Raw genomic sequence first — 26475 nt, 5'->3', positions numbered from 1 at the left:
GCGACCATTCAGTCTACCAAATGAGGCGAGACCAAGCGGCCACAATCGCCGTTTGACGCCTTTTGTTCAAGGGGGTGACCTTATTTGCTGGATCACCCGTAGGTATCGCGTGGACCACGCCCTGGAATTGATCTGGGACCCTTTTTCCAGGATGGGGCGTTGGGCCCCTGGAAACGAATCGATTGGATGCCGGCATCTGGGTAGCGGGTCGCGATGTGTTCCATGATGACGTTCCGCATCAGACGTAGCTGTGTCGCCCAGGCAGTCGACTCGCAGTGAACCGTGAGTACGCCGTCATCGATGCCCGCCGGTGTGGAATGGTTGGCGGTTTCTTCACCGGCCAGCAGTATCCAGGAAGCAAGCAGTTCCGATTGAGCCAGTGGTGAATTCCAGCCGAGTTGCATGGTGAGCGAGTTGATGGTGTCGCCGAGGCCACGCGGATCGCGTCCAATTCCAAAGGGCACACTCGAGCCGGCGGCCGGGGCGATGCGCTTGCGTCCGCGGGTACGGCGTGCGTTCGGATCGCCGAAGATACTCTTGAATCGTAGGTAAACCTGGCTGGCTTCACTGGCATTGGATTCCAGTGAATCACTGCCCTCTGGCGTTTCACGTGGAACATTCTGGTCAGCCATCGATGACCGCGCCGGCGTGAATGTGGATGGTGTGCGCCACCAGCGACTGGGGAACGTCTTCCAGTACGGCGGCCGTGATCAGAACCTGCTCAAAAGACCCGATCGCCGCGGCCAGTCGGGCTCGGCGGTCCAAATCCAGTTCTGCGAATACGTCGTCGAGAATCAGCACTGGATCCCCGCTCGCTGAATCCTGGCGTAATAGCTGAGCGGATGCCAATTTCAGCGACAGCGCGAAAGACCACGATTCCCCATGACTCGCGTAGCCCTTGGCCGGCAGCTCGTTGAGCATGAAGACGAGGTCATCCCGGTGCGGGCCAGCGAGGGTTATACCGCGTTCGAGTTCACGTTTGCGTAGTCCCACCATGGCGGTACGAAAGATCTCAGTGGTGGAGGATTCCACCGAACCCGGTCCGGCCGCCGAGCCGCTGCCGCCGAGCGCAACCCCGTCGACGTCTTCATCGGCGCCAAGAATGCTCAAATTTGCCACCAAGGAAGGCCCATGGTCTTCATTCACAACGGCCCGATAGGCCGCGCGCAAAGGATCTCCGAGCAGATGCACGAGTTTGGCCCGCTCGTCGATAATTTCTGATCCGAACTCGACGAGTCGTTCGTCCCAGATATCGAGGGTGGACAGCTGATTTCCGCGGAGACCGGAAGAGCGCGCCGACTTGAGCAGGGTATTGCGCTGCTTGAGCACGCGGTCGTAATCGCTGAGAACCGCGGCCAGCCGCGGGGTCCGCAGCACCAAAAGTTGATCGAGAAACTTACGCCGACCAGAGGGATCTCCGCGCACGAGCGCCAGGTCCTCCGGGGCGAACACGACACTGGAGAAATAGCGGGGCAGGTCACGGGTCTTGATCACCGAGCGATTGACCTGCGCTCGATTTTGTCCGGTGCGGTTGAGCTGTACCTCGGCCAAGATGTCACGACCGTTGTACTCGAGTCGCGCCCGAATGATTCCGGCGTCCTGCCCGGCCCGAATCATGGCCTTATCGGTCGAGACCCGATGCGAGCCGAGCGTACTGAGAAAACCGAGGGCTTCGACCAGGTTCGTTTTTCCCTGACCATTGCGTCCGACGATGAGGTTAGGCCCGGCGTTGAATGACACCTCGGCCGTCGCGTAGTTGCGAAAGTCGGTGAGCGAAAGGTGGGTGACCCGCACCGTCGTTAACGCAGCAGCAGGTTGGGCTGGAGCAGATACTTGTAGCTGTCCGCTCCGGCCTGCTCGCGCGACGTCTGGCTGGTAATCAGAACGGGACCGGGCTTATTCGGGTTTTCCGTCTTCGTGAATGAGATGCGCACGAATTCCGAGTGCACTGCGCTGAGTCCGTCGAGGAGGAACTGCGGCTTGAGCGACACGATCGTCTCGGTACCGGAGAGAATCGCGTCGATGGTCTCCGAGGCCTGGGCCTGTTCTGAACCGACCGCTTCCAGGGTGACTCCGTCAGCGGCGAAGGTGAAACGCAGGGCTGCTTCACGCTCAAGCACGAGCTGCACGCGACGCGTTGCCTCGATCAGGTCGGCTGTGTTCATGACCGCGTAGTTGTCGACCGTTTCGGGGAACAACCGACGCACCGGAGGAAAGTTGCCTTTGATCAGCAGTGATGTGACGGTTTTCTTGTTGGCGGTGAAGGCGATCAGTTCGCGGTCGTCATTGTTGGTTATCGACACCGAAATGGTTCCGCTGTGGCCGAAGGTCTTGCCGACTTCCTGCAGGGTTCGCGCCGGCACCAGGGCAGTAATCGTTCCCTCGGTGGTGTTGCTTCCGTGGTCCCAGTCGATTTCGCGAACGGCCACACGGTAACGGTCGGTGGCAACGAGGCTCAGGCTGTTTTCGGTTATTTCCAGCTGCACGCCCGTGATGACGGGCGTGACATCATCACGGGAAGCGGCGACGGCCACCTGGGCTACTGCGGCGGCAAATTCTTCGGCGGGCACCAGACCGGACTGGGTGCTCACCTGCGGAATGCTGGGGTATTCCTCAACCGGCATAGACAGCAGGGTGAAGCTCGCCGAACCACAACTGACCTTGATCCGGGAATTTTCCGTGGAAAAACGTACTGGCGCGTTGGGCAGGCGGCTGGCGATTTCGGCCAGAAGACGTCCGGAGACGAGTATTTTGCCGGTTTCTTCAACTTCGGCGATGATCTCGGTCTGGGCGGAGACTTCGTAGTCGAAGGACGAGAGGATCAGGCCCGTTGCTGTGGCTTCGATGAGCACACCGCTGAGGATTGGCAGGGTCGTTCGCTGGGGTAGAAGTTTTACGGCGAAGGAAACTGCTTCGCTGAAGACATCCCGATTTGCCTGAAATCTCACGATGTCATTCCTTAGCGTTGCGAAAGCGGATGGGTGGGCCTCAATGCTAGCTGGCTTCACCGTCCGGTTCGGTACCGGGGCCCATCGGTGGCTTCGGCAGTCAAGGTTGTCGGCTAGATCTGGTTAAAGAATTTTTGTTAATCTTCTTAACCGTTGTGGAAACTGTGGATAACTCTGTGAAAACGGCTGAGGCACTGAGAACTACACGTTTGTAACTTGTGGGCGACCTGTGGAAGTTTGTCATTCGTTTGCGCAAGCGCAACTCTTGGTAATTACAAGTTTCTACAGGGAAGCCCCGAGTTTCTACAGGCGACGACCGGTTGTGTGAGTTAATTCCACAGGGTTATCCACAGGTGTGAAAACTAAAAAAAATTCAGCCCCTCCGGGTCAAACTCAGTTGAGCTTGCCGTGAGGGGCTGAAAATTTTACCGTTGGCGCTTACTTGTACCGGTGATCCTGCTTGATGCGATTGGTCAGTTCAGTGACCTGATTGTAAATCGACCGTCGCTCCTTCATGAGCTCACTGATCTTCTTATTGGCGTACATCACTGTCGTATGGTCCCGATTGCCGAACAGCTGCCCAATCTTGGGCAGCGACAGATTCGTGAGCTCACGACACAGATACATGGCGATTTGGCGGGCCGTGGCGATGGCCTGCGAGCGACTCGACCCGTACAGGTCATCGACCGAGAGCTTGAAATAATTAGCCGTGTTGGTGATGATGTCGACCGGAGCAATGACGTTGTCTTCGTCCAATGTAATGAGGTCCTTCAACACCGTTTGAACGAGGTCCATATCGACCGGAGTCTTGTTCAGACTTGCGAAGGCAGTGACCCGAATCAGTGTTCCCTCCAGTTCGCGAATGTTGGACGAAACCTTCGACGCCATGAACTCCAGAATGTCGTGGGGCACCTGCAGCTTCTCGCTCTGGGCCTTTTTGCGCAGAATGGCGATGCGGGTCTCGAGGTCGGGAGCCTGGACATCCGTTATCAAACCCCACTCGAAGCGGCTGCGCATTCGGTCTTCAAAACCGGTGAGGTGTTTCGGCGGCAGGTCACTCGTGATGACCACCTGCTTGTTGTGGTCGTGCAGGGTGTTGAAAGTATGGAAGAAGGCTTCCTGGGTCTCCGCCTTGTTCTGCAGAAATTGGATGTCGTCAATCATCAAAATGTCGATATTGCGGTACCGAGCCTGAAAAGCTGAGCCACGGTTGTTGGCGATGGAATTGATGAAATCGTTGGTGAACTCTTCGGAACTGACATAACGTACCCGGATGCCCGGATACAGGCTCATGGCGTAGTGACCGATCGCGTGCAAAAGGTGGGTCTTGCCCAGCCCGGACGATCCGTAGATGAAGAGCGGGTTGTAGGCCTTGGCCGGCGCTTCGGCCACCGCAACAGCGGCCGCGTGAGCGAAGCGGTTGGATTGCCCGATGACGAAGTTGTCAAAACTGTATTTGGGGTTGAGTCGCGTCTCGTGCGGCCCCGCTGGCGCGGCACTCTCGAAGACCGATTGCGGCGGTGCCGGCGTAATAACGTCGGGCGGGGTCATTGTCTGCTGAACCGGGCGCAACGACTCCTGCTCGAGTTCGGGATTCACGACGACGTAGAACGTCGACACCGCGGTGGCCTCGTCGAGCTGACCCATTGCGGTGAGCAGGGGAACCCGCATCCGCTGATTGAGCATGCTGGCCGTGAACTCGTTGGGTACCTCAAGATAGAAGGTGCCAGCGGCGATACCTTTCGGCTCGACCAGACTGAGAAAGCCGTAGAGCATGGGCGTAATCGTGGCGTCGGACTCCAGGGAGGTCAGAACGGACCGCCAGGTTTCGGCTATCGGCGCTTCAACGTCTGCCATGGTTCCTACAATCTGTGTGGTTCGGGATAACTCTGTTCAACTGTGACGGCCGGCGCGCCTTCGTTCGGGTGGTACCGGTACGTTCGTCAGGACTGGATCAAAGTTATCCACCGCTTGTGTATAAAACCGGTCGAATTCTCAGGTTTAGAGCACCAGCCTGTGGATAACTTGTCTTTACGGTAGTCAATCCCGGTCGTGGAGGCTAATTTTGCAGTTCCTGCGCCCGACCGTTCGGTTTCTGCGTTGGTGTCATTATTGTGGAGAATCACTCGATTCGGGCGCTGAGTTTGACCAGACGTTACCGAGGCCGTAGTTTTAATCAGTTGACCCCATCCCGCGGGCTTCCAACTTCTGTGCGCGCCGCTGTTCTGGCCGAGGGGAAATTGGCCAGCGGTGATTCAAATACGTGGAGATTGAACTATGAGCAAGAGAACCTTCCAGCCGAACAACCGCCGTCGCGCCAAGGTGCACGGCTTCCGCCTGCGCATGCGCACCCGTGCGGGCCGCGCCATTCTCGGTGCTCGCCGTCGCAAGGGTCGCACCGAACTCTCCGCGTAAGTTCTCGTGGTCGCCAGGTTCTCGTGCTCGCTCACGTAAATCGCATCACGAGCGGCAGTGATTACCAGGGCGTCGTTCGGCGCGGTGTGCGGATCGTTGGTGCGCACACCGTTTTGTACATACGCAAAAGTGACGCTCGACCCGGATCCGCTCAAACGGATGCTGTCGACCCGGTTCGCTTCGGATTCATCGTTGCTAAGAATGTGGGTGACGCCGTGAGGCGCAATCTCGTTCGCCGCCGCCTCAAGGCGGTCACGTTCGAGCTGCTCCCCGCGGTGACGCCGGGAACGGATGTCGTCATCCGCGCTTTGCCGACGGCGCGCGATGCCGCGTGGCAGACGCTGCACGACGAGGTTCAACGTTCCCTGTCTCGCCCCGTCCCAATGCGAAAAAGCAGCCCGGGCCGATGAACCCCGTACTCGCGACGATTATTCTGCTTCCGCGCAATGTGGGTGTGCTGATTCTTCGCGTGTATCGCGCCGTGATTTCTCCCCTCTACGGGGATGTGTGCCGGTTTTACCCGTCTTGCTCGGCCTACGCACTGGGGGCCGTTCAGGAACACGGACTAGCGTGGGGAAGCGTCCTCGCTGCACGGAGACTGGGCCATTGTCATCCGTGGTCTGGAGGCGGCATCGATGATGTACCTCTCAAAAGCACGCGTCGCTTTCGTTTGACGTCGTTCGGTTTTGTCGTTGCACCCAGCCACGGAAAGGGCTAACCCACAGTATGGACCTCATAGGTACGATCCTCTGGCCTCTGAAATGGGTGGTCGAGCTGCTGCTCGTAGCCTTCCACTGGCTGTTTTCCCAGATCGGAATCGCGGGACTGGGCTACGACGACGGTTTCACGTGGGTGCTGTCCATCGTCGGCCTCGTTCTGGTGGTGCGTGCCGCCCTCATCCCCATTTTCGTGCGGCAGATCAAGAGCCAGCGCAAGATGCTCGAGGTCGCCCCACAACTGAAGAAGATCCAGGACAAGTACAAGGGCAAGAAGGACCAGTTCTCGCGTGAGGCAATGTCCCGCGAGACCATGGCCATGTACAAGAAGACGGGTACCAACCCGCTGAGCTCCTGCCTGCCGCTGTTGCTGCAGATGCCAATCTTCTTCGCACTGTTCTCGGTGCTCAACGACGCCCAGCGTGCCAAGGCCGGCGTTGGACCGCTCAATCAGAGCCTCGCCGAGAGCTTCGGCAATGCCACTCTCTTTGGAAATGCACCCCTGCACGACACATTCGCCTCCCAGTGGTCGCTGTGGACGGCGGGTGACCCCTTCAACGGCACCGTCATGATCATCGCGGCCACCATGGTCGTGCTGATGACCGCGTCGCAGTTCATCACCCAGCTGCAGATCGTCTCCAAGAACATGTCGCCGGAAACCAAGGCGAGCCCCATGTTCAAGCAGCAGCGCATCATGCTCTACCTGCTCCCTCTCGTCTTCGCCTTCTCCGGTGTCGCGTTCCCGCTCGGCGTCATGTTCTACTGGCTCACCTCCAACTTCTGGACCATGATTCAGCAGTTCCTGGTGATCCGAAACATGCCGACGCCCGGCAGTGAGGCCGCCAAGGCTCGCGAAGAGCGCATGGCCCGCAAGGGCAAGCTCATCGCGACCGATGGTGACATCATTGTGGTTGAGGAGCCTGCCAAGCCGGTACAGCGTCAGCAGCCGGTCGGCAAGGCCCGCGCTAAGAAGCAAACCGGCCCGAAAAAGTAGTGGAGATCACCGTGACGGAAAAGATCGACCTGACCGAGGTCAACAGCGCTGAGGTCGATATCACGGCGTACGCTGCTGTCGAAGGCGACAGCGCGGCGCTCCCCAGTGGTATTGCTGCAACGGATCCGTCCCTCGACGTTCCAGAAACGGGTTCCGTCGCGAGCATCGAGACTCCCCTCACGACCGATCAACTCGAACGTGAGGGCGACATCGCTGCGGACTATATCGAGGAATTCCTTGATATCTGCGACCTCGATGGAGACATCGACATTGATGCTCGGAATGGTCGGGCCTACCTCTCGGTCAAGGCATCCGACGCGGACAACCTGCGGGTGTTGTCCAAGCCAGAAACAGTCAACGCGCTGCAGGAGCTGACCCGCCTCGCGGTGCAGAACAAGACGGGATCATTCTCCCGTCTCATTCTCGACATCGGCGGATCTCGCGAGGCTCGTGAAGCTGAGCTGGCGGCGCTCGTTGCCCGTGCCATTGCCCGCATCGAAGCCGGCGCGACCGAGGCCGACCTGCCGGCCATGTCCTCTTACGAGCGCAAACTCGTGCACGACATCGTGTCGGCGAGCGGATACCGATCCGAGTCGTCCGGCGAGGGCCGCGATCGCCATACCGTCATTACCGCAGCGTAGTTTCCGGCCGTTATGTCGGAGTCAGCCACACCGGGACCGCGCGTGCCCGAACCCCTCACACCGGCAACTTCCGATCCTGAGCTCTTTGAACTCGAGAAGGAACCGGCGGAGGCTGCGAAATTGTTCGGAGCCCAACTCGACCTGATCCGAGCCTTTACGGGTAATTTGGCTGATCAGGGCGAAATCTTGGGCTTGATCGGCCCGCTGGAACTCCCCCGGTTGTGGTCGCGTCACATTCTTAATTGCGCGATCGTAGCACCCTTGCTGCGCCCCGGCCTCGTGGGCGACGTGGGCTCCGGGTCCGGCCTCCCCGGCCTCGTTCTGGCCATCGCTCGCCCCGACGTGAACTTCGTTCTGATCGAACCGATGGAACGGCGAGTCGCCTGGCTGAACGACCAGGTGGCGGTGCTCGGCTTGAAGAATGTCACTGTAGTGCGTGCGCGCGCGGAGGAAGCGCGCCTGAAGCATCCGCTTGACCAGGTCACGGCACGAGCCGTGAGCGCTCTCGGTAAGCTGATCCCATTGACCGCTCCCCTGGTTCGCTCAGGCGGGGAGCTCATCCTCATGAAGGGCGAGGGCGCCCAGCGCGAAATTGAGGCCGCAGCGAAGGCCATTCGCAAGTACGGCCTGCGCGATGTCGAGGTCATTACCCTCGGTGCTGGCGTGCTGCCGGAGGTAACCCGGGTCATCCGGGCTACAGTGGACTAGTCCCGAATGCCGAAAGAATTGGTGTTCGGGGGTCCCTTTCGGGTGGCTCATCAACCGTCGAACGTAAAGGTTTCACGTGAAACATCCTGCTGAAGATCAGCGCGCTGCCAAGGCGGCCGGGATCGACGCTGCACCGCCACTCGCCCGCGAAATTGCTGAGCTGACCCGCCGGCGCCAGGTCATTGCTGCCGGCGAACTGCCCAAGCCCGAGAAAACCCGGGTCCTGACCATCTCCAATCAGAAGGGCGGGGTTGGCAAGACCACGACCGCTGTCAACCTTGCCGCGGCCCTCGCGCGTCAGGGAGCCCGGGTGTTGGTCATCGATCTCGACCCGCAGGGAAATGCTTCAACCGCCCTTGGTGTTGAGCACCGAGCCGAAACGCCCAGCGTTTACGACGTCATCATTAACGACATGCCCATGATCGAGGTCGTGCAGAAGAGCCCCGAATTCGGTGCTCTGTTCTGCGTTCCGGCCACGATTCACCTGGCCGGTGCCGAGATTGAACTGGTCTCCCTGGTTGCGCGCGAACAGCGCCTGCGTCGTGCTCTCGACCTCTACCTCGCCGAAATGACCGAGCCGTACGACTATGTCTTCATTGACTGCCCGCCGTCCCTGGGACTGCTGACGATCAATGCGTTTGTCGCGGCGCGAGAAGTGCTCATTCCCATTCAGTGTGAGTACTACGCGCTCGAGGGGCTGAGCCAGCTGCTCAAAAACATCCAGCTGATCGAGAAACACCTCAACCCGGATCTGGTCGTGTCGACGATTCTCCTGACCATGTACGACAGCCGTACCAATCTGGCGACCCAGGTAGCCAAGGAAGTGCGCGATCACTTCCCCAAAGAGGTCCTTAATACGGCAATTCCGCGCTCTGTGCGGGTTTCTGAGGCCCCGAGCTACGGTCAGAGCGTCGTCAGCTACGACCTGAACTCGGCAGGATCGCTCTCCTATCTCGAAGCAGCAGCAGAAATGGCCCATCGGGGGGCACCGAGAACCGCAGATCAGCCCCAATCGAACGAAAAGCCCCACAAGAGAGAGCAATACTGATGGCAAAGAGAACCGGGCTTGGCCGCGGTATTGGTGCACTCATTCCGGTGCAGGATGACGCTTCGGCTCCGCGCCCGGTCGACGTCTTCTTTCCCCGCGCCGTGACCGTTGAAGCGGATGCCTCCCCCGCGCTGGTTCCCGTGCCTGGAGCGCGCCTCGCGCACCTCAACCCGCAGGATATCGTTCCGAACCGGGCCCAGCCGCGCACCATATTCGATGAGGATGACCTCGCCGAACTCGTGCACAGTATTCGCGAAGTCGGGGTGCTGCAGCCCATTGTGGTGCGCCCGTTGCCCGACGAGCCCGGCAAGTATGAACTCGTCATGGGTGAGCGCCGGTTGCGCGCCACCAAGGAAGTTGGGCTGGACATTATCCCGGCCGTCGTTCGCGACACTGCCGACGTGGACATGCTGCGCGACGCACTCCTGGAGAACCTGCACCGTGCGCAGCTGAATCCGCTCGAGGAAGCATCCGCTTATCAGCAGTTGCTCGCGGATTTTGGCATTACCCAGGAAGAACTGGCGAGCCGGATCGGGCGCTCGCGTCCGCAGATCACCAACACTTTGCGACTGCTCAAACTACCGGAACCGGTTCAGTTGCGTGTCGCAGCGGGGGTGCTATCGGCGGGTCACGCTCGCGCCATTCTGTCGGTCGGGGACCCGGCCGGCATGCTGCGCCTGGCCGACAAGATTGTCGAAGAGGACCTTTCGGTTCGTGCGGCGGAGGCAGCAGCGTCCGCTGGTCCCAAGAAAGTTGTTGTGAAGGCGTTGCCTGGACGGCGCCAGGGACACCTCGATGAGATCGCCGAACACCTCGGAGATCGTCTCGACACCCGGGTCAAGATCAATCTGGGCGCACGAAAAGGCCAGATCACAGTAGATTTCGCGACAATCGGTGATCTAAATCGCATTCTGACCGTTTTGGGAGAGCCTGGCTTCAGCGCCAGCTAGCTCGTGCCTACGTTTCACGTGAAACGTACCCATTCCGTTGGTCGGTTTTGCCGCCATCGCCACCGCGCGAGGTGTTTGCGGGAATCCCGTTGGGGTGTTTCACGTGAAACACTGCCACGCCACGCCACGCCACGTACTGCCTGTGCAAAGGTATTTTGCGATGAAAGTCGTTCTGGTCTGGGGTGTAGGTTAACGAGCTCCTCAGCTGAAACATTCAGCCCCTGCGGGGAGTCTTCGCGAAAAGCGTGCGGTGACTTGCCGCAAACACCGAAGACTCGCACCCCGCGCATGACCTGATTCCGACTGCACTTTCGGTGACTGAACCTGCGCCAAGGTGGTCAATGGAGTTTCACGTGAAACATGCCCGATGCCGCTCGTGTCGCGTGGGTGTGTGTCCCGGAATTCGGTAGGTGCGGTCAGGCTGCTGCCTGGCGATCTCGGTAAGCTCGATCAACGGTGGTTGCACGGGAGCGTGGCCTTGGTCCCGCAGGCTGGGCAGACTGAAGGTACACGAATGCCCAACCCGTCGGTCGAGCCTTCCGAGACCGCCATCGCCCTCAGCTAAATGATCTGGGGAAGGTGCTGCCGCGATGTTTCACGTGAAACCCAAAAGAGAGAGGTTATTGGGAGGCCCGGGCGTGGGTGGCCAGGGTCGAGTAGGTGGCGCCAAGGGTCTGCTTGGCGGCCTCGATGGCTTGGGGCACCAGAGATGTCTCGGTCAGACCGGGGAAAACATTGGCCTCGAGGAACCAGGGGGTGCCCGCTGCGTCGACGATGAGGTCGACTCGGCTCAGGTGGCGCAGGCCGAGCAGGGTGTGAATTGCCACTGCGGTGTCGGAGACGGCTGCCGAGACCGCGTCGGCGAGGCGAGCGGGGGTATAGAAGTCCGTTTCGCCTGCGTTGTAGCGTGCCTCAAAGCTGTAAACGCCGTCGACGGGCACGATTTCCACGATGGGCAGTGCGGTGGGGCCGTCGCCGGACTCGATCACAGCCACGGTGACCTCGGTGCCGTCCACGTATGCCTCGACCAGGGCGGTATCGGCGTAGGTGTACGCGTCGACCATGGCGCGGGGCAGATCTGCGGGCGTGCGCACGATCGTGACGCCCTGCGAGGAGCCGCCCTGTGCTGGTTTCACGACCAGGGGCAGGCCGATCGCGCTGACCAGATGCTCGAGAACGCTCGTGGCGCCGAGATCCCGAAAGGTCTCGGTCGAGAGCGCTATGGCCGGGGGAGTGGCAAAGCCGGCGCGCAGCACGAGTTCTTTGGCGGTGGTCTTGTTCCAGGCGAGGGCTGCGGCCGGGCCGCGGGAGCCGAGAAAAGGGATCCCGGTTGTTTCGAGCAGGGAGAGCAGGGCGCCATCCTCGCCGGTGGCGCCATGCAGGGTAGGCCAGATGAGGTCGGGAGCTTGTTCGGTGAGGGTCGTGAGCAGGTTGGCACCGGGGTCGAGCACCGTCACCGTGTGACCTTCGTCGGTGAGGGCATCCGCTACCCTCCGGCCCGAGCGGAGCGAAACGTCGCGCTCGTGCGAGATGCCACCGGCCAGGATGGTGATGTTCAGGGGGATGAATTCGCTCATGATCAGGACTTTTCCTAGGTGAATACGGGTAAGGTGGCGAATTTAGGAGATATTGGCCGGCGGGCCAGCGAAGCGCTGATTCCTGGCTCCGGGCCGGTCGGGTGCTGCGCCGAGCGCGCCCGTTCCGGCGAAAGTGTCGAGCAGGTCGAGTTCGCCGCGAATCACCGTGGCGAGACGACGGATACCCACCCGAATGTTGTCCGGCGTGGGATAACAGAAGGCAAGCCGCATGTTCTGGCGACCATCACCGTTGCCGTAGAAGGCTGTTCCGGGCGTGTAGGCCACGAGTTCCTTCACCGCGCGGGGCAGCATGGCTTTCGAATCGAGCTGTTCGGGCAGGGTGACCCAGACGTAGAAGCCGCCGGTGGGGTCGGTCCAGGTGAGGTCGGGAAGGTACTCGTCGAGCGCCGAGAGCATGGCGTTCTTGCGCTCGTGGTACACGCCGCGGAAGGTGTTGATCTGTCCCTTCCAATCGGCCGTGGAGAGGTATTCCGAGATGACCATCTGCGTGAACGAGCTGGGAGAGAGCACGGCGGCTTCGTTGGCGAGCACGAGTTTCTCGCGGATCGCGTGTGGGGCGAGCGCCCAGCCGACCCGGAAGCCCGGGGCGAGGGTTTTCGAGAAGGTACCCAGGTAGACGACGCCGTCGCGCTCGAGCGAGCGGATCGCATCCGGGGCTGGTTTGTCGAAATAGAGCAGGCCGTATGGATTGTCCTCGAGGACCAGGATGTTGTTCGACCGACAGATCTCGAGAATTTCCAGACGGCGTTCCCAGCTGAGGGTGACTCCGGCCGGGTTGTGAAAGCTTGGGATCGTGTACAAAAACTTGATCGTGCGCCCGGCAGCCTTGAGGGCAGCGATGTGTTCGATCAGCGCGGCCGGGATGAGGCCGTTTTCGTCCATCGGAACGTGGTCGACCTCGGCCTGGTAAGACTTGAAGATCACCATGGCGGTGACGTAGCTCGGGCCCTCGGAGATGACGACATCGCCGGGGTCGAGAAATAGTTTGCTGACCAGTTCGAGGGCGTGCTGGGAGCCGGTTGTCACGACGATATCATCGGCGTTGGCCTTGATTCCTTCGAGCGCCATGACGTCGAGAATCTGCTCGCGCAGTAAGGGAATTCCCTGACCAGAGCCATATTGTAAGGCTGTGGCACCCTTCTCGCGCATGACCCGGTCCATGGCGTTGATGACGAGGTCCTCGGGCAGTGCCGCAACGTACGGCATGCCGCCGGCCAACGACACCACTTCGGGGCGGGAGGCCACGGCGAAGAGAGCGCGGACTTCGGAGGCCTTCAGGCCCGCGGCTCGTTCGGCGTAGTGGTGGTACCACGGGTCGAGGTTGTTTCCGGCCTGTACAGTCCTTGACTGCACAGCGCTGACGTCAGTGGAACCCTGATTTGTCACGTCACATCCGTTCTGCTGTTCACTTCATCGTATGGGGTGGCACCGGGCACAAAAAAACCCGCCCGGTCGAAACCGGGCGGGTCGGGTAGTGCAATGGATCAGTTAGACCAGGTAATCGGCCAGGTCCTTCTCCAGCTGTGGCTTCGGCTTGGCGCCGATGACGGTCTTGACCACCTCGCCCTTCTGGAAGACCTTCATCGCGGGGATGGAGGTGATCTGGTACTTGGCGGCCAGGGCCGGGTGCTCGTCGACGTTGAGCTTGACGATGTCGATCTTGTCCGAGTTCTCGGCCGCGATCTGGTCGAGGATCGGGCTGACGGCGCGGCAGGGGCCACACCACTCGGCCCAGAAGTCCACCAGCACGGTCTTCTCGTTGTTAATGACTTCCTGGTCGAAGTTGGCCTCTGTTACAGCGCGTGCAGTCATGTGTATCTCCTTCTTGGGTAAATTAAACGAGCTCGGGTTCGCTGGCCGAGGCCAGCAGGTTCTGGGAAAGTGTGCTGAGGTAGTGCTCGGCATCGAGAGCGGCCGCGCAGCCGGAGCCGGCTGCGGTGATGGCCTGCCGGTAGCTGGAGTCGATGACATCACCGGCCGCGAACACGCCCGGCTGGCTGGTCAGTGACGACCGGCCTGCGACGGCGATGGTGCCCTCGGGGGTGAGGTCAAGCTGCTTGTGCACGAGGTGGGTGCGCGGGTCGTTGCCGATCGCCACGAACACGCCGCCGACCGGGAGGCTGGTCTCGGTACCGGAGACGGTATCGCGCAGGGTCAGGCCATCGACGGCCTCTGCACCCGTGATGCCGACGACTTCGGAGTTCCAGATGAACTCGATCTTGTCGTTGGCGAAGGCACGCTCCTGCATGATCTTGGAGGCGCGCAACTCGCCCTTGCGGTGGATGACGTGCACCTTGGAGGCGAACCGGGTCAGGAACGTTGCTTCTTCCATGGCCGAGTCGCCGCCGCCGATGACGGCGATTTCCTTGCCCTTGAAGAAGAAGCCGTCGCAGGTGGCACACCAGGAGACGCCGCGGCCGGACAGACGCTCTTCGTCGCTGAGGCCGAGCTTGCGGTAGGCGGAACCGGTAGCGAAAATGACCGTGAGCGCCTGTTCAACATCGCCATTGCCGAGGGTGACCGTCTTGATCGGGCCGGACAGGTCGACCGACTCGACGTCGTCGTAGACGACCTCGGTGCCGAACCGTTCGGCCTGTTCCTGCATCTTGGTCATCAAATCGGGGCCCTGCACGCCCTCCGGGAAACCCGGGAAGTTTTCAACATCGGTCGTGTTCATCAATTCGCCGCCGGCCTCAACGGAGCTGGCGATCAGAAGCGGTTTGAGGTTGGCTCTGGCAGCATAGATCGCCGCGGTATAACCGGCCGGTCCTGAACCGATGATGATGATCTGACGCACGCGCACGCTCCTTGCAGTGGGGGGGCGAGACGGGCGATATCCCGCCTCACATTTCGATACAACACATCCTAATCGGATGCTATTCCACGCCCTCCCAGCTTGGGAGGCGGTGTTCAGCTGGCGGAAGACTATCCTGAGGCGCTCACGGGAGCGCTGAGCCGTGTGTCCGGACCGAAGGCCTTACCGGCCCAGGCGTCGCTGCAGGGGCGCGAGAAAGGCCGTCAGCTCGGCGCTGCGCATGACCAGGAGCAGGCCGAAGTACGCCGCGGCCATGACGAGCCCGATGAGGAGCATGGAGAGGATGGCGGTCAGTCGGGACGCGACGGCAAAACCGTCCTCGACGTTTCCGCCGAGAATGAACAACAGTGTGATTCCCAGGCCGACCGGAATGATCGCCGCGGCGAGGTACTTCACCAGGCTGCGCACGATGCGTCGGCCGTCGATGCCGCCCAGGCGGCGCCGCAGCAGTACGGCGGCCAGCAGGCACTGGAGCACGCCGGACACGGTGATGACCAGGGCGATCCCGACCGCGATCCACTCCACCGGCAGCCCCGCGCAGCCCGCGACCCCGAGCACAATCAGCACCACCTGGAACAGAGTGAAGAAGAACGGCGTACGGGTGTCCCCGAGGGCGTAGAAGGTGCGCTGCAGCACAAACAGGATGCAGAATGCGATCAGTCCGAGAATGAAGGCGATGATGACGTTTCCGATGCCCTGGACCTGTTCGAACGGTGCCACGAATACCGCGGCGAACGGATACGCGCACACGGCGATCACGGCCGTCGCGAGCACGATGATCAGGGTGGTGCCTCGGATCGCGGAGGACGCATCCGTTCTGACCAGATCGAACTTTTCCAGCGCAGCATGCTCGCTCATGCGGGTGAAATAGGCGGTGGCGACGGAGACGGTGATCACCGAGTGCGGCAACATGAAGATGAGCCAGGCGGTGGCGAGCACCGCAATGGACGCCTCACCGGTGGCGAGCGAAACGACCTGCGTCTCGACGATCCCGGCGATGGTGGTCAGCAGCAGCATGCCGAAGGTCCAGGTGGCCATTTTGCCGGCGGCTCCGAGGCCGACGCCGCGAAAGTGAAAGTCGGGGCGATAGCGAAGGCCGATGCGCTTCCAGAAGTAGAACAACACCACGGCCTGCACGATCACGCCGAGGGTGGCGCTGCCGGCCAGGACCGCGATCATGGCCGGGGTGAATTCACCGGCCGCTCGGTTGCCGGCGGCATCGGCACCGTACATGGCGCCGAACACCAACAGGCCCGCGATCGCCACGACGTTGTTGAGCACCGGAACCCAGGTGAACGGTCCGAACATTCTGCGCGCGTTGAGCACCTCGCCGAGCAACGTGTACAGGCCATAAAAAAACATTTGCGGCAGGCACCAGTAGGCGAAGGCGATGGCGAGGTTCTTTTGGTCGGCCGGCAGGTTAATGCCAATGAATCCGGTGATGGCCGGCGCGAACAGCGTGCCGAGGATCGTCGTCACCGCGAGAATCGACAGGGCAAGGGTGAGGAGCTTGTTGATGTAGGCCGTACCGCCGTCGCGGTGCTGGCTGGCACGCACGATCTGCGGCACCAGAACAGCCGTGAGGATTCCGCCGGCGACGATGACGTAGACGGTGTTGGGCAGCTGATTGGCCAGCGCGAACGCATCGGCGCTATCGCCGAGCTGGCCGATCATGCCGGCCAGCACGATGAGCTTGACGAAGCCGAGAAGGCGCGACACGATCGTGCCGGAGGCCAGGAAGGCGCTGGCCCGGCCGATGCTGCCGCCCGTGCTGGTCGGGGTGTCAGACATCGGGGGTCACCGTCAGCTGCCCCGCCGCATTTTCACCAGCGGATGCCTCGGCGGAGTGTTCCCGGCGACGGCTGATGATATTGCGCCAAATACCGAATCCGAAGAAACCCACGACCAGGATCGCAAAAATGCTCGCGCCGACGCCTTCCCAGTCGGCGCGCACGGTGACGTCGATGGGAGCGGGCTGGCCGAGGGGGGTGCCGTTCAGGGTGAACAGGGTGACCCGAAGAACGACGTCACCGTTTCCGACCGCAGCACTCAACGGCACGGACACCGCCTGCGCGGAGTTGGGCTGGATAGTCGTCTCGAGTGTGTCGCCCACAACGAGGCGCCCATTCGACGGTACGACCTCGGTGCGCACGGTCACGGCCTGTTCCAGGGCGTTGTTGAGGGTGATGCGGAGGTCGACCTGGCTACCGACGACGATGATCGGCCCGCGCGTGGTCACGGTGACGGCATGCATGAGGTCGAAGGATGACGCCAGACTGGCCGCGACATGGTCAGCCCAGGCCGAGGACTGCACGTTCCACGAGGTATCCAGTAGTGCCAGCAGGTCGAGGCGCTGGGGGGCGGTCACCACGATCGGATCGGCCAGGATCGTGGCAAAGTCAGCGACCGCGCCCTCACGGTCGAGCAGGGAACGGGCCAGCGTGACCCTGCCGGAGTCGATTGCCTTGTCCTGGAACGTCACGGTGGAGGCCGGAGTGGACTCCTGCGCCGCCTGAAGGGAGACGGCATCCGCCCAGGAAAGACCGGCCATGGCGGCCATGGTTTGCCCGACCCGGTTGGCGGGGGTCGGACTGCTGCGATCAAACGTGGCCAGCAGCGTGCGCGCCGAGTTCGGGTTCTCGGCCGAAACGATTGCCAGCAGCGAGGCGGCTTCCGACATGCTGACCCGCCAGTCATGGTCGGTCGTGGCATCGGCGGCAGCACGAATGGCCGAGGACAGCGCGCTGTCGCTGACCAGGCCGAGCCCGGTGGGGAGGGTAACCGCGGTGTTCGGGGTGAAGACGTCGGACTGCTCCACATTTCCACTGGAGAGGATGGTGGTGGTCAGCCCACTCGCGGCGAACACGTCGAGGTCGGTGCTGGCGACCTGGCCTGCGCTGGGCCAGCCGATCGTCGTGCTGGTGTAGTTCCAGGCCAGTAGGTCACTGGTTGTAGGAATGACCGTCTCGCCCGGCGTCACCGTCGGGCCGGGCGTCGGAGTCGGTGACGGCGTGGTCTGAATGGATGTGCGGGAGGTGACGCTCGGCACGTCGCTGGTCGTGTCGGGAACGGGAGTGTTCGAGGGGACAACGAACAAACTCGGATCGATGGCCTGCGCGAAGGACGTCGGTGCGCGCAGGGTGGACGCACCGGCCTGGGCCTGCAGGGAGATATCGGCGTCGGCGTAGCCCAGCGGGAAAATGTCGTTGCTGGCCGTGGCAAGGCGATCGAGCCAGGCCACCGCGGACGCGGGAGCTTTGCTGCCCAGAACTCGAATGGACGCGATGATCTGCGGGTCGATGGCGATAGCCATCGTTGGCAGGTCGATCACGGAATCGAGCTGGCGTGAGAGCAGGCCGACCGAACTCGTATAGGACTCGAGCGCCTTGGCGGTAATCAGGCCGGTCGCGCTCTCCGGGGTCGTGATCGGCATGATCGACGCCAGCCTGACCGGGGTGGTGGCGCTGCCCGGTGACCAGACAAAAGTTCCCCGGCCCTCGGAGCGAACGACATCATCGACCGTGAGAATGGCCGCGACACCGCGCGCCCCCCAGGCGTTCTGGTCGGTCAAGCCGAGGGAGGCAGCGGGAACGGTGATCGACAGATTCGTGTTCGCCCCGGCCGGAATAGCTTGCGTAGTCGGCACGCTCAGCATTTGATCGCCCGAATTGGCGTCAGCGTCCGGGCGGAGCCAGGACTCGAGGGCCGCTCGGGTCGTGAGGGCGAGGTCGGCGAGGTACACATCGACCCGGCCGATCGGAATCGCCGCATCGGTATTGTTCTGCACGGCAACCGTCAGGAGCAGATCCTGGCCGGGCGACAGCTCGGAGGAATTCGTGCCGGATATGGTGATCCCGACCGAATCGGCGGCGGTCGTGGCGGTTTCGACCGCCGTCCGTGGAGCCTGGGCCTGGGCTGCAGAGAGCCCATTGACTGGCGTCAGAATCAGCGCGGCCAGGGTGAGGATGCCCACCAGTAACCCCGCCGTCGGCCGCAAGCGCCCTGCTCTGCGGGTGCGCTGGGCCGGGCGCACGGCAGTGCGTGCGGCAGCCGGGAGCGCGGGCCGATGCGCGGAATCTGACTCGGCCACCATAGGGGGATTCTACGGCGTGCCAGCCGGAAGCCACCTGCACCGCGTCTTCGCGCCGCGCGCTGGCAACTAATATGGGCATATGCAGAGCGTCGCGGCAGCCCTCGCACGACTGGGCGACCTGGCTGCCTCTCCCACGGTTTCCCGTCTGGCGAACGCATTTGCGGCGGCCGGCCATGAGCTGGCCCTGGTCGGCGGTCCGGTGCGAGATGCGTTCCTCGATCGGCCAGTGCATGATTTGGACTTCACGACGGATGCGACGCCGGATCAGATTCTCGCGCTCGTCAAACCACTCTCCGAGGCACAGTGGGACATCGGTCGGGCCTACGGCACGATCGGAGCGAGCTTGGCCGGTGAAACCGTGGAAATCACCACCTATCGCGCCGACAGCTACGACGGGACCACCCGCAAACCCGACGTGGTCTTCGGTACGAGCCTCGAACCCGACCTGCTCCGCCGGGACTTCACGGTCAATGCCATGGCGCTGCGCCTGCCGCAGCTGACCCTGGTCGACCCGTCCGGTGGCATCGACGACCTGCTGGCCGGGCGCCTGCGCACCCCGAGCACCCCGGAGGTCTCCTTCGGAGACGATCCATTACGGATGCTGCGCGCGGCCCGATTCACCGGCCAGCTGGGTTTCACGCTGGATCTGGACACGGCACTCGCGATGGAAAAGATGTGCGACAGCATCCGTATCGTGTCGGCCGAGCGCATCGGCGACGAGCTCTCGAAGATGCTCGTATCAGCGGACCCGCGCGCCGGCATCGAGGTGCTGATGGAATCGGGACTGGCCGAGATCGTGCTGCCGGAGATTCCCGGCCTGCAGTTGGAGATCGACGAACACCACCACCATAAAGACGTCTATCAGCACACGCTGACGGTACTCGAGCAGGCGATGGGTTACGAGAAATCCCGCGGCAACCTGGAGGCACCCGACCTGATCGTGCGGCTCGCAGCTTTGCTGCACGACATTGGCAAGCCGGCCACCCGCAAACTTGAACCGGGCGGGGTCGTCAGCTTCTACCACCACGACGTGGTCGGGTCGAAGCTGGCCAAGAAGCGGCTGCGCGCCCTGCGCTTCGACAATGAAACGATCAACGCGGTGTCCCGGCTAATCGAGCTGCACCTCCGGTTCTTCGGGTATACCGAGGGCGCCTGGACCGACTCCGCCGTTCGCCGCTATGTTCGCGATGCCGGTGACCAGCTGGAGCGGTTGCATATTCTGACCAGGGCCGACGTGACGACACGCAATCGGCGCAAGGCCGACCGGCTCGGCTTCGCGTACGACGACCTGGAACACCGCATTGCCGAGCTCAACGAGAAGGAAGAGCTCGGTGCCGTGCGCCCCGACCTCGACGGCGAGCAGATCATGGCCGTGCTCGGACTGAAGCCGGGGCGTGAGGTCGGCGAGGCCTACCGGTATCTGCTCGAACAGCGACTCGACGACGGTCCGCTGGGCGACGCGGAAGCCACCCGCCGGCTGCAGGAGTGGTGGGCAGGGCGGAACCGGTAGGAGCGCAGTGGCAAAAGCTGCCCACATCCGGTAGTCTGGGCAGGTTGCCTGCGTGCCGGATTCCCCGGACCAGCGCCGGCAGCACATGCACAACCCTCCTGTTGCAGAAAGTCTGCAGCCGTTTTAGTCCGAAGGAGGTGGGTTAGTCATGCATCAGTACGAACTTATGGTTATCCTCGATCCCGAGATCGATGAGCGCACCGTAGCTCCCAGCCTTGACAAGTTCCTCAACGTTGTTCGCAACGATGGCGGAACCATTGACAAGGTTGATGTCTGGGGTCGTCGTCGTCTCGCTTACGAGATCAACAAGAAGACCGAAGGCATTTACGCCGTTGTCGACTTCACCGCGAACGCCTCAGCCACGGTCGAGCTCGACCGCCAGCTGAAGCTGTCCGAGGCCGTCATGCGCACCAAGGTGCTCCGCGCCGAAGAGGGCATCGCCCAGGTCGTCGTCGCGAGCAAGCTGGCCGCCGAGAAGGCTGCCCGCAAGGCTGCCAACCCGAAGGTCATCGCTGCCAAGGCTGACGCTGCTGCTGCAGCTGCCGCAGCACCGGCCGCCAAGGTTGCCGCTGCCCCGAAGGTTGATACCGCGCCGGTCGTTGCCGAGGCCGTTGTGGCAGAGGCTCCGGCCGCTGCTGCTCCAGTTGCTGCCGCCTCCACCGCGGTTCCGGCCGCGAAGGTTGCTGGCGCTAAGCCTGCTGCTGCCAAGGCCGCTCCGGCTCCGGCCGCTGCTGCCGACAAGGCAAGCGACAAGTAGCCCATGGCTGGCGAGACCGTAATCACCGTGGTGGGCAACCTCACCAGCGATCCGGAACTGCGTTACACGCAGAACGGGCTGGCGGTTGCCAACTTCACCATCGCTTCCACTCCGCGTACGTTCGATCGTGCGGCCAACGAGTGGAAAGATGGCGACGCGCTGTTCCTGCGTGCGAGCGTTTGGCGTGAATTCGCCGAGCACGTGGCAGGTTCACTGACCAAGGGTTCGCGTGTCATCGCTTCCGGTCGTCTCAAGCAGCGTTCGTATGAGACGAAGGAAGGTGAAAAGCGCACGAGCATGGAGCTCGAGATCGACGAAATTGGTCCTTCGCTGCGCTACGCCACCGCTTCCCTCACACGCGCGCAGTCGTCCGGCCCCCGTAGCAGCGCTCCCGCTGCCGGTGGCCAGGGCAATGATGAGCCGTGGGCTCCCAGCGCACCCGCCAAGACTGCGTCGCCCGCAGCCTCCGGTGGGGACGTTTGGAACAGCCCAGGCAACTTCAGCGACGAGACCCCCTTCTAAGCCTCGCCTCGCGCGGAGCTAACGTCTTTTTTTAGAAAGTAAGGAAATCATGGCTGGAAAGTCGAGCGGCGACCGCCGCAAGCCCCTTCGCGGAGCAAAGGGTGGCAAGAACGCCGCTCCCGCGAAGTCGATTCGGGTTGGTGTCATTGATTACAAAGATGTCCCCACCCTGCGCAAGTTCATCTCCGAGCGCGGAAAGATCCGCGCCCGCCGCATTACAGGCGTTTCCGTTCAGGAACAGCGCCTCATCGCCCGTGCCGTCAAGAACGCCCGCGAAATGGCTTTGCTGCCCTACGCAGGCTCAGGCCGGTAAGGAAACCAAATGTCGAAATTGATTCTGACGCATGAGGTCTCCGGCCTCGGTGCACCCGGCGACGTCGTAGACGTCAAGAACGGGTTTGCTCGTAACTACCTCGTTCCCAAGGGCTTCGCTGTGGCGTGGACCCGCGGTGGCGAGAAGCAGATCGAGCAGATCAAGGCAGCCCGCGCAGCGCGCGAGCACGCCACCTTCGAAGAGGCCGAGGCGCTCAAGGTCAAGCTTGAGAACACCAAGGTCACCCTGGTCGTCAAGGCCGGCGCCGGCGGACGTCTGTTCGGTTCGGTCAAGACCACGGATGTGGCTAACGCCGTTGCAGCCGCCGGTCTCGGCGCGGTCGACAAGCGCAAGATTGAACTCACCGCGATCAAGCTGACCGGTGAGCACACGGCAACGGTTCGTCTTCGCGACGAGCTCAGCGCCACGATCACCCTGGTGGTCGTCGCAGCCAAGTAAGGTCACGGCCGGTTCCGCGAGTTACCGGCACGTTTGCCTCTCCCATAGCGGAGGGTTCCGAAAGGAACCCTCCGCTATGTGGCGTTAAGAGCCATTTTGTCGGGGTAGACGCAACACTTTTGTGCACAGGTGAGCATTCGTCTCGTCAAGGTTCAACGGTTGGTTGAGGCTACTTTATTCACAGCCTTAATAATCAACGAAGTTCCTGATCAGAGCTATTTATGCGCCTCAGGTCAACTATTTATCCACAACTGAGTGCACAGGTTCTGCACAATCCGTACGGCGTTTCGCGCAGATTATCCACAGAGTTATCCACAAGGGGGTTTGTGGGGGCGCTGCTACCTACCTAGGGTGATGCAGTGCCGGTTTCCAGCTCCAGCTGGTGCATCGTGGTCCGTGTCGGTGGGTCCTGATACACCTGAAAGCACACGGATTCTCCGAAGTGCACGAAGAAAGAGGTACCGAGTGTCGATCGCTCACCTGGGCCTGGCCAACCAGCCAGCGTCAAACGAGTACGCTTCGTCAGCCCGCGGCGGCGCAGTCGACCAAAATCGAGGTGAGCGGCCCGCTGAAGCCTGGAAGTCGGAGCGTGCCCTGCCACACGACCTGCTGGCCGAGCAGAGCGCCCTCGGTGGCATGATGCTCAGTAAAGACGCCGTTGCCGATGTCGTCGAGACCGTGCGCGGCGGGGACTTCTACATTCCCAAGCACGAGATCATCTTCGATGCCATTCTCTCGCTCTACGCGCAGGGTGAGCCCACCGACGTCATCACGGTCACCGACGAGCTCACCAAACTCGGAGAGCTGTCGCGGGCCGGTGGTGCCGACTACCTGCACACCCTCACAAGCCTCGTGCCCACGGCGGCCAATGCCGGCTTCTACTCCACGATCGTGGCTGAGCGTGCCCTGCTGCGCCGCCTGGTCGAGGCTGGTACCCGCATTGCCCAAATGGGCTACGCCGGCGAGGGCGAGGTGCTCGACCTCGTCAACACCGCCCAGGCCGAAATCTACTCGGTCACCGGCGGCACCGAAACCGAAGACTACGTTCCACTGACGGATGCCGTGACCGCCGCCATCGAGGAAATCGAGGCGGCCAAGCTCAAAGACGGCCAGATGAGCGGCGTACCAACCGGCTTCGCTGACCTCGACGAACTCACCAATGGATTCCACGGCGGCCAGCTCATCATCGTCGCGGCCCGTCCGGCACTGGGAAAGTCCACCCTCGCGCTCGACTTCGCGCGCTCGGCTTCGATCCACAACAACATGCCCAGCATCTTCTTCTCCCTTGAAATGGGGCGCAGTGAAATTGCAATGCGTCTGCTCGCAGCCGAGGCATCCGTTCCCCTGCAGAGCATGCGCAAGGGAACTGTCGAGGCCCGCGACTGGACCACGATCGCGTCCACCCGTGGTCGCATCAACGATGCGCCGCTGTACATTGACGACAGCCCGAACATGACCCTGGTCGAGATTCGGGCCAAGTGTCGCCGTCTCAAGCAACGGGTGGGGCTCAAGATGGTCATCATTGACTACCTGCAGCTCATGACGAGCGGTAAGAAGGTCGAATCACGTCAGCAGGAGGTCAGTGAATTCTCGCGCGCGCTCAAGCTGCTCGCCAAAGAACTGCAGGTTCCCGTGATCGCGCTGTCCCAGCTCAACCGTGGTCCGGAGCAGCGCGCCGACAAGATGCCGGCCATCTCCGACCTTCGAGAATCGGGTTCGCTCGAGCAGGACGCCGACATGGTCATCCTGCTGCACCGCGAGAGCGCGTACGAGAAAGACAACCCGCGAGCCGGCGAGGCCGACCTCATCGTGGCCAAACACCGTAACGGCCCCACCCGTACCGTCACGGTCGCCTTCCACGGCCACTACTCCCGGTTCGCCGACATGGTCGCCGGCGGGTAGCCTCCCCCACGCACCCCCGCACGCAGCACGCTCGCAGCCCCGCGGCCACCTCGCCGCGTAGACTGAGGGGGACAAAATTGTGCAACGAAAGAGGTCGTGCGTGGCGAAAGTCCAGGCGCCATCAAACGTCGGTCCCGGGTACTGGCGCGTGCCCTTCGGGCGCGCCCTGATCGCGTTGATTCCGGCCGCGATCATTACCTTCAATGGCGATCACTCCGCCGAGTTCGGTGTGATCATGTTCGGCGTATTCGCCCTCGCGAGCGGACTCTGGCTCATTCTGTCGGGACCCCGCACCCTGACCGTCGCTACCGACCGCAGCCTGTTCCTGATCAATGGCATCGTGAGCATGGTCGCCGGCGGAGTGGCCCTCGCCTTTCACGCCGGCGGGCACGGGTTTTTCCTGTTCGTGGTGAGCGTCTGGGGAGCCGTCACGGGGTTCCTGGAGATCTACGCAGGTATTCGCGTGCGCAAGCGAGCACTACCCGCGAAGGACTGGCTGTTCACCGGCATCGGTACCGCCATCCTCGCGCTGCTGTTCCTCCTGCTTCCGCCCAACCCCGTCGTGTCGGTCGGGCTGTTCGGGGCCTACCTGGTCTTTCTCGCAGTTTTCCTGCCCATTGCCGGGCTCTCCCTCAAGTGGGATTCCCCGCGGCAGCGCCGCGGCGTTCCCGTCCCCAACGATTCGGATTCCCTGTGACATCAAAACGCGTCCCCAGAAAAAAAATGGCCAAGAAGACTCCCGGTATGCCCAATCCCGCGCACCAGCCGAGCCGGTCCGATCGGCTGAAACCAGCCGAACTGCTCGGTATTTCCGGCCTGATGGGCCTGTTCATCGCCGGCACGATTCTATTGACCACCCGCGACCTGATACTTTCGGCGATCGCTTTCGGCGTGACCTTCATCGTGGCTCTCGTGGTGATTGCGATGCTCGTGCTCGGCATGAAGCCGAACGCGTCGGAGCAGACCGACCTTGATGAGCAGAACGGCCACTGACCGCGCGCTGGCGCGTAACGAGGCACGCCCAGCCAAACAGTCCTAGACCGGGATGCCCGCCGCGGACTCGAGCACCGACGGTGGTCGCCGGGTCTTGAGGTCGAGACTGGGGGTCTGTCCTGTCGGGCGTTCAGTGGCATCCAGTCGCCGATAGCGGCTCGGAGTCATTCCCACCTCGGTGTGGAACTGTCGATTGAAGTTGGCCAGGTTGGAATAGCCAACTCCGAGAGACACCGAGGCGATCGGGTCGTCGGTCTGGGCCAGCAATCGGCAGGCATTCGCGATGCGCAACTTCTTCACCATGGCGCTGAAGGTCAGCCCGCTCGACGTCTTGAAGTACTTTGAAAACGTCGGCTCCGACATGTGGGCCAGCCGGGCGGCGTCGGACATGCGAATGCGGGTTGACAGGTTGTCGAAGATGTAGGCCAGCCCAGCTTCGACGGCGAGTCTGCCGTCGCCCTGCCCGGCCGTGGAGAACCACTCCCGGGCGACAAAGGCCTTCTCGTCGACCGGTGCTTCCGCGAGGGTCGCCAGCACGGCGAACACGTGCGAGACCTTGCGGGCGCCCTGCGCGGTTCCAATGAGTTCGAGCTCGGCGGCCGCACGCGCTGCCGTCGACCCGGTGAAGATAATGCCCCGGCCCGAGGACTCCAGGAGCGCCCGCACCGGATTGAGTTCGGGCAACGTGCTCGCGCACCTTTCGAACCATTCGCCGGTGAACTGCAGCACGACGTCGCGGTTGTAGACCACCTCGTCGGTCTGCAGGTCGCTCATCCAATCGTGCGGAACCCCCGGCCCGATGAGCGCCACCTGACCGGGCCCAAACGGGCCGACCTGGTCGCCAATGATGTAGCTGCCCGTGCCGTGCCGAATCAGGTGTAGTTCGTACTCGGGGTGGTAGTTCCAGCGCGCGATTTCGCTCGGGTAATCGTGCTCCAGCCAGCGAAAAGATTCGCTCGGCAGGTGTCGGATCACCTCGCGCGTCGCGGGTCGTTCGAGGAACCGGGCCGCCATGGCGACGGGTCGCGTTTCGTCCGTGGGTAACGCTTTCATCACAACTCCGATCCGACCAGTCAAGCGGATGCCTTTCATA

The 26475-nt window shown here is 62.2% G+C and carries 25 protein-coding genes and 2 pseudogenes; 16 read left to right on the top strand and 11 right to left on the bottom strand.

The annotated features are described in order from the left end of the window. Nucleotides 1–92: 92 nt before the first annotated feature. The 4 genes from E3T46_RS03105 to dnaA all read right to left on the bottom strand — a co-directional run bounded on the left by E3T46_RS03105 (nt 93) and on the right by dnaA (nt 4805). Entirely contained in the window at nt 93–632 is a 540-nt protein-coding gene (locus E3T46_RS03105; protein ID WP_134577406.1) for a DciA family protein, read from the bottom strand. Further along, nucleotides 625–1794: a DNA replication/repair protein RecF gene (gene recF, locus E3T46_RS03100; protein WP_134577405.1), complete on the bottom strand. Its 1170-nt coding sequence runs from the start codon at nt 1792–1794 to the stop codon at nt 625–627. The genes E3T46_RS03105 and recF overlap by 8 nt, the downstream gene beginning before the upstream one ends. A gap of 5 nt (nt 1795–1799) precedes the next feature. Next, nucleotides 1800–2948, bottom strand: coding sequence for a DNA polymerase III subunit beta (dnaN, locus tag E3T46_RS03095; protein ID WP_134577404.1), 1149 nt, complete (start codon nt 2946–2948; stop codon nt 1800–1802). 438 nt (nt 2949–3386) lie between these two features. Next, a complete protein-coding gene (gene dnaA / locus E3T46_RS03090) occupies nt 3387–4805 on the bottom strand; it encodes a chromosomal replication initiator protein DnaA (RefSeq protein ID WP_092448016.1) in 1419 nt (472 codons plus the stop codon). Between the two features lie 420 nt (nt 4806–5225). Here dnaA and rpmH point away from each other — a divergent pair, with 420 nt between their 5' ends. The 8 genes from rpmH to E3T46_RS03050 all read left to right on the top strand — a co-directional run bounded on the left by rpmH (nt 5226) and on the right by E3T46_RS03050 (nt 10420). Beyond that, entirely contained in the window at nt 5226–5363 is a 138-nt protein-coding gene (gene rpmH / locus E3T46_RS03085; protein ID WP_010204566.1) for a 50S ribosomal protein L34, read from the top strand. Nucleotides 5364–5386: 23 nt separating this feature from the next. Continuing rightward, nucleotides 5387–5773 carry a ribonuclease P protein component gene (gene rnpA, locus E3T46_RS03080; RefSeq protein WP_134577403.1) on the top strand — a complete coding sequence of 129 codons (387 nt, stop codon included), beginning with the start codon at nt 5387–5389 and terminating at the stop codon, nt 5771–5773. Next, on the top strand, nt 5770–6081 hold the full coding sequence (gene yidD / locus E3T46_RS03075; RefSeq protein WP_134577402.1) for a membrane protein insertion efficiency factor YidD: 312 nt from the start codon (nt 5770–5772) through the stop codon (nt 6079–6081). Before rnpA ends, yidD begins: the two co-directional genes overlap by 4 nt. 8 nt (nt 6082–6089) lie before the next feature. After that, a complete protein-coding gene (gene yidC, locus E3T46_RS03070; RefSeq protein WP_134577401.1) occupies nt 6090–7073 on the top strand; it encodes a membrane protein insertase YidC in 984 nt (327 codons plus the stop codon). Between the two features lie 164 nt (nt 7074–7237). Continuing rightward, a complete protein-coding gene (locus tag E3T46_RS03065; RefSeq protein WP_233195422.1) occupies nt 7238–7714 on the top strand; it encodes a R3H domain-containing nucleic acid-binding protein in 477 nt (158 codons plus the stop codon). Nucleotides 7715–7756: 42 nt separating this feature from the next. Beyond that, a complete protein-coding gene (rsmG, locus tag E3T46_RS03060) occupies nt 7757–8422 on the top strand; it encodes a 16S rRNA (guanine(527)-N(7))-methyltransferase RsmG (RefSeq protein WP_241980421.1) in 666 nt (221 codons plus the stop codon). Between the two features lie 76 nt (nt 8423–8498). Next, nucleotides 8499–9470, top strand: coding sequence for a ParA family protein (locus E3T46_RS03055; RefSeq protein ID WP_174845371.1), 972 nt, complete (start codon nt 8499–8501; stop codon nt 9468–9470). Then, nucleotides 9470–10420, top strand: coding sequence for a ParB/RepB/Spo0J family partition protein (locus E3T46_RS03050; protein WP_166789470.1), 951 nt, complete (start codon nt 9470–9472; stop codon nt 10418–10420). Before E3T46_RS03055 ends, E3T46_RS03050 begins: the two co-directional genes overlap by 1 nt. 620 nt (nt 10421–11040) lie before the next feature. Here the strand turns inward: E3T46_RS03050 and E3T46_RS03045 are convergent. The 6 genes from E3T46_RS03045 to E3T46_RS03020 all read right to left on the bottom strand — a co-directional run bounded on the left by E3T46_RS03045 (nt 11041) and on the right by E3T46_RS03020 (nt 18926). Continuing rightward, nucleotides 11041–11997 (bottom strand): D-alanine--D-alanine ligase, encoded by a 957-nt coding sequence (locus tag E3T46_RS03045; protein WP_134577399.1) that lies wholly within the window; start codon nt 11995–11997, stop codon nt 11041–11043. A gap of 42 nt (nt 11998–12039) precedes the next feature. Further along, nucleotides 12040–13404, bottom strand: coding sequence for a PLP-dependent aminotransferase family protein (locus E3T46_RS03040; RefSeq protein ID WP_241980420.1), 1365 nt, complete (start codon nt 13402–13404; stop codon nt 12040–12042). Between the two features lie 102 nt (nt 13405–13506). Beyond that, nucleotides 13507–13830, bottom strand: coding sequence for a thioredoxin (gene trxA, locus E3T46_RS03035; RefSeq protein ID WP_092448009.1), 324 nt, complete (start codon nt 13828–13830; stop codon nt 13507–13509). A 22-nt stretch (nt 13831–13852) separates the two neighbouring features. After that, nucleotides 13853–14815, bottom strand: coding sequence for a thioredoxin-disulfide reductase (trxB, locus tag E3T46_RS03030; protein ID WP_092448008.1), 963 nt, complete (start codon nt 14813–14815; stop codon nt 13853–13855). 180 nt (nt 14816–14995) lie between these two features. Next, nucleotides 14996–16624 carry a lipid II flippase MurJ gene (locus E3T46_RS03025; protein ID WP_134577398.1) on the bottom strand — a complete coding sequence of 543 codons (1629 nt, stop codon included), beginning with the start codon at nt 16622–16624 and terminating at the stop codon, nt 14996–14998. Continuing rightward, nucleotides 16617–18926 carry a DUF6049 family protein gene (locus E3T46_RS03020; RefSeq protein WP_134577397.1) on the bottom strand — a complete coding sequence of 770 codons (2310 nt, stop codon included), beginning with the start codon at nt 18924–18926 and terminating at the stop codon, nt 16617–16619. The genes E3T46_RS03025 and E3T46_RS03020 overlap by 8 nt, the downstream gene beginning before the upstream one ends. 79 nt (nt 18927–19005) lie before the next feature. On the opposite strand from E3T46_RS03020, the gene E3T46_RS03015 reads away from it, so the two are divergent. The 8 genes and pseudogenes from E3T46_RS03015 to E3T46_RS02980 all read left to right on the top strand — a co-directional run bounded on the left by E3T46_RS03015 (nt 19006) and on the right by E3T46_RS02980 (nt 25382). Then, nucleotides 19006–20436 carry a CCA tRNA nucleotidyltransferase gene (locus E3T46_RS03015; protein ID WP_134577396.1) on the top strand — a complete coding sequence of 477 codons (1431 nt, stop codon included), beginning with the start codon at nt 19006–19008 and terminating at the stop codon, nt 20434–20436. Nucleotides 20437–20584: 148 nt separating this feature from the next. Then, nucleotides 20585–20932 (top strand): annotated as a pseudogene (gene rpsF, locus E3T46_RS18330) (30S ribosomal protein S6); the annotation flags it as partial. 264 nt (nt 20933–21196) lie between these two features. Continuing rightward, nucleotides 21197–21715 carry a single-stranded DNA-binding protein gene (locus E3T46_RS03005; RefSeq protein ID WP_092448003.1) on the top strand — a complete coding sequence of 173 codons (519 nt, stop codon included), beginning with the start codon at nt 21197–21199 and terminating at the stop codon, nt 21713–21715. 49 nt (nt 21716–21764) lie between these two features. Continuing rightward, nucleotides 21765–22028 (top strand): 30S ribosomal protein S18, encoded by a 264-nt coding sequence (gene rpsR / locus E3T46_RS03000; RefSeq protein ID WP_035835236.1) that lies wholly within the window; start codon nt 21765–21767, stop codon nt 22026–22028. 9 nt (nt 22029–22037) lie between these two features. After that, nucleotides 22038–22487 (top strand): 50S ribosomal protein L9, encoded by a 450-nt coding sequence (gene rplI / locus E3T46_RS02995; protein ID WP_134577395.1) that lies wholly within the window; start codon nt 22038–22040, stop codon nt 22485–22487. Between the two features lie 597 nt (nt 22488–23084). Beyond that, nucleotides 23085–24389: pseudogene (gene dnaB / locus E3T46_RS02990) on the top strand (replicative DNA helicase); the annotation flags it as partial. 100 nt (nt 24390–24489) lie between these two features. Next, nucleotides 24490–25086 (top strand): hypothetical protein, encoded by a 597-nt coding sequence (locus E3T46_RS02985; RefSeq protein ID WP_134577394.1) that lies wholly within the window; start codon nt 24490–24492, stop codon nt 25084–25086. A 47-nt stretch (nt 25087–25133) separates the two neighbouring features. Then, the gene (locus E3T46_RS02980; RefSeq protein ID WP_134577393.1) at nt 25134–25382 is read left to right on the top strand and encodes a hypothetical protein; all 249 of its coding nucleotides are present in this window, start codon (nt 25134–25136) and stop codon (nt 25380–25382) included. A gap of 42 nt (nt 25383–25424) precedes the next feature. On the opposite strand, the gene E3T46_RS02975 is transcribed toward E3T46_RS02980, so the two are convergent. Then, nucleotides 25425–26435, bottom strand: a complete 1011-nt coding sequence (locus E3T46_RS02975; RefSeq protein ID WP_241980419.1) for an AraC family transcriptional regulator — start codon at nt 26433–26435, stop codon at nt 25425–25427. Between the last annotated feature and the right edge of the window lie 40 nt (nt 26436–26475).

Origin of the sequence: Cryobacterium sp. Hh11 (assembly GCF_004404045.1) — a bacterium.
Classification (GTDB): domain Bacteria; phylum Actinomycetota; class Actinomycetes; order Actinomycetales; family Microbacteriaceae; genus Cryobacterium; species Cryobacterium levicorallinum.
Note: the sequence above shows the minus strand (reverse complement) of the source record. Positions and strands in the feature narration are given on the sequence as shown.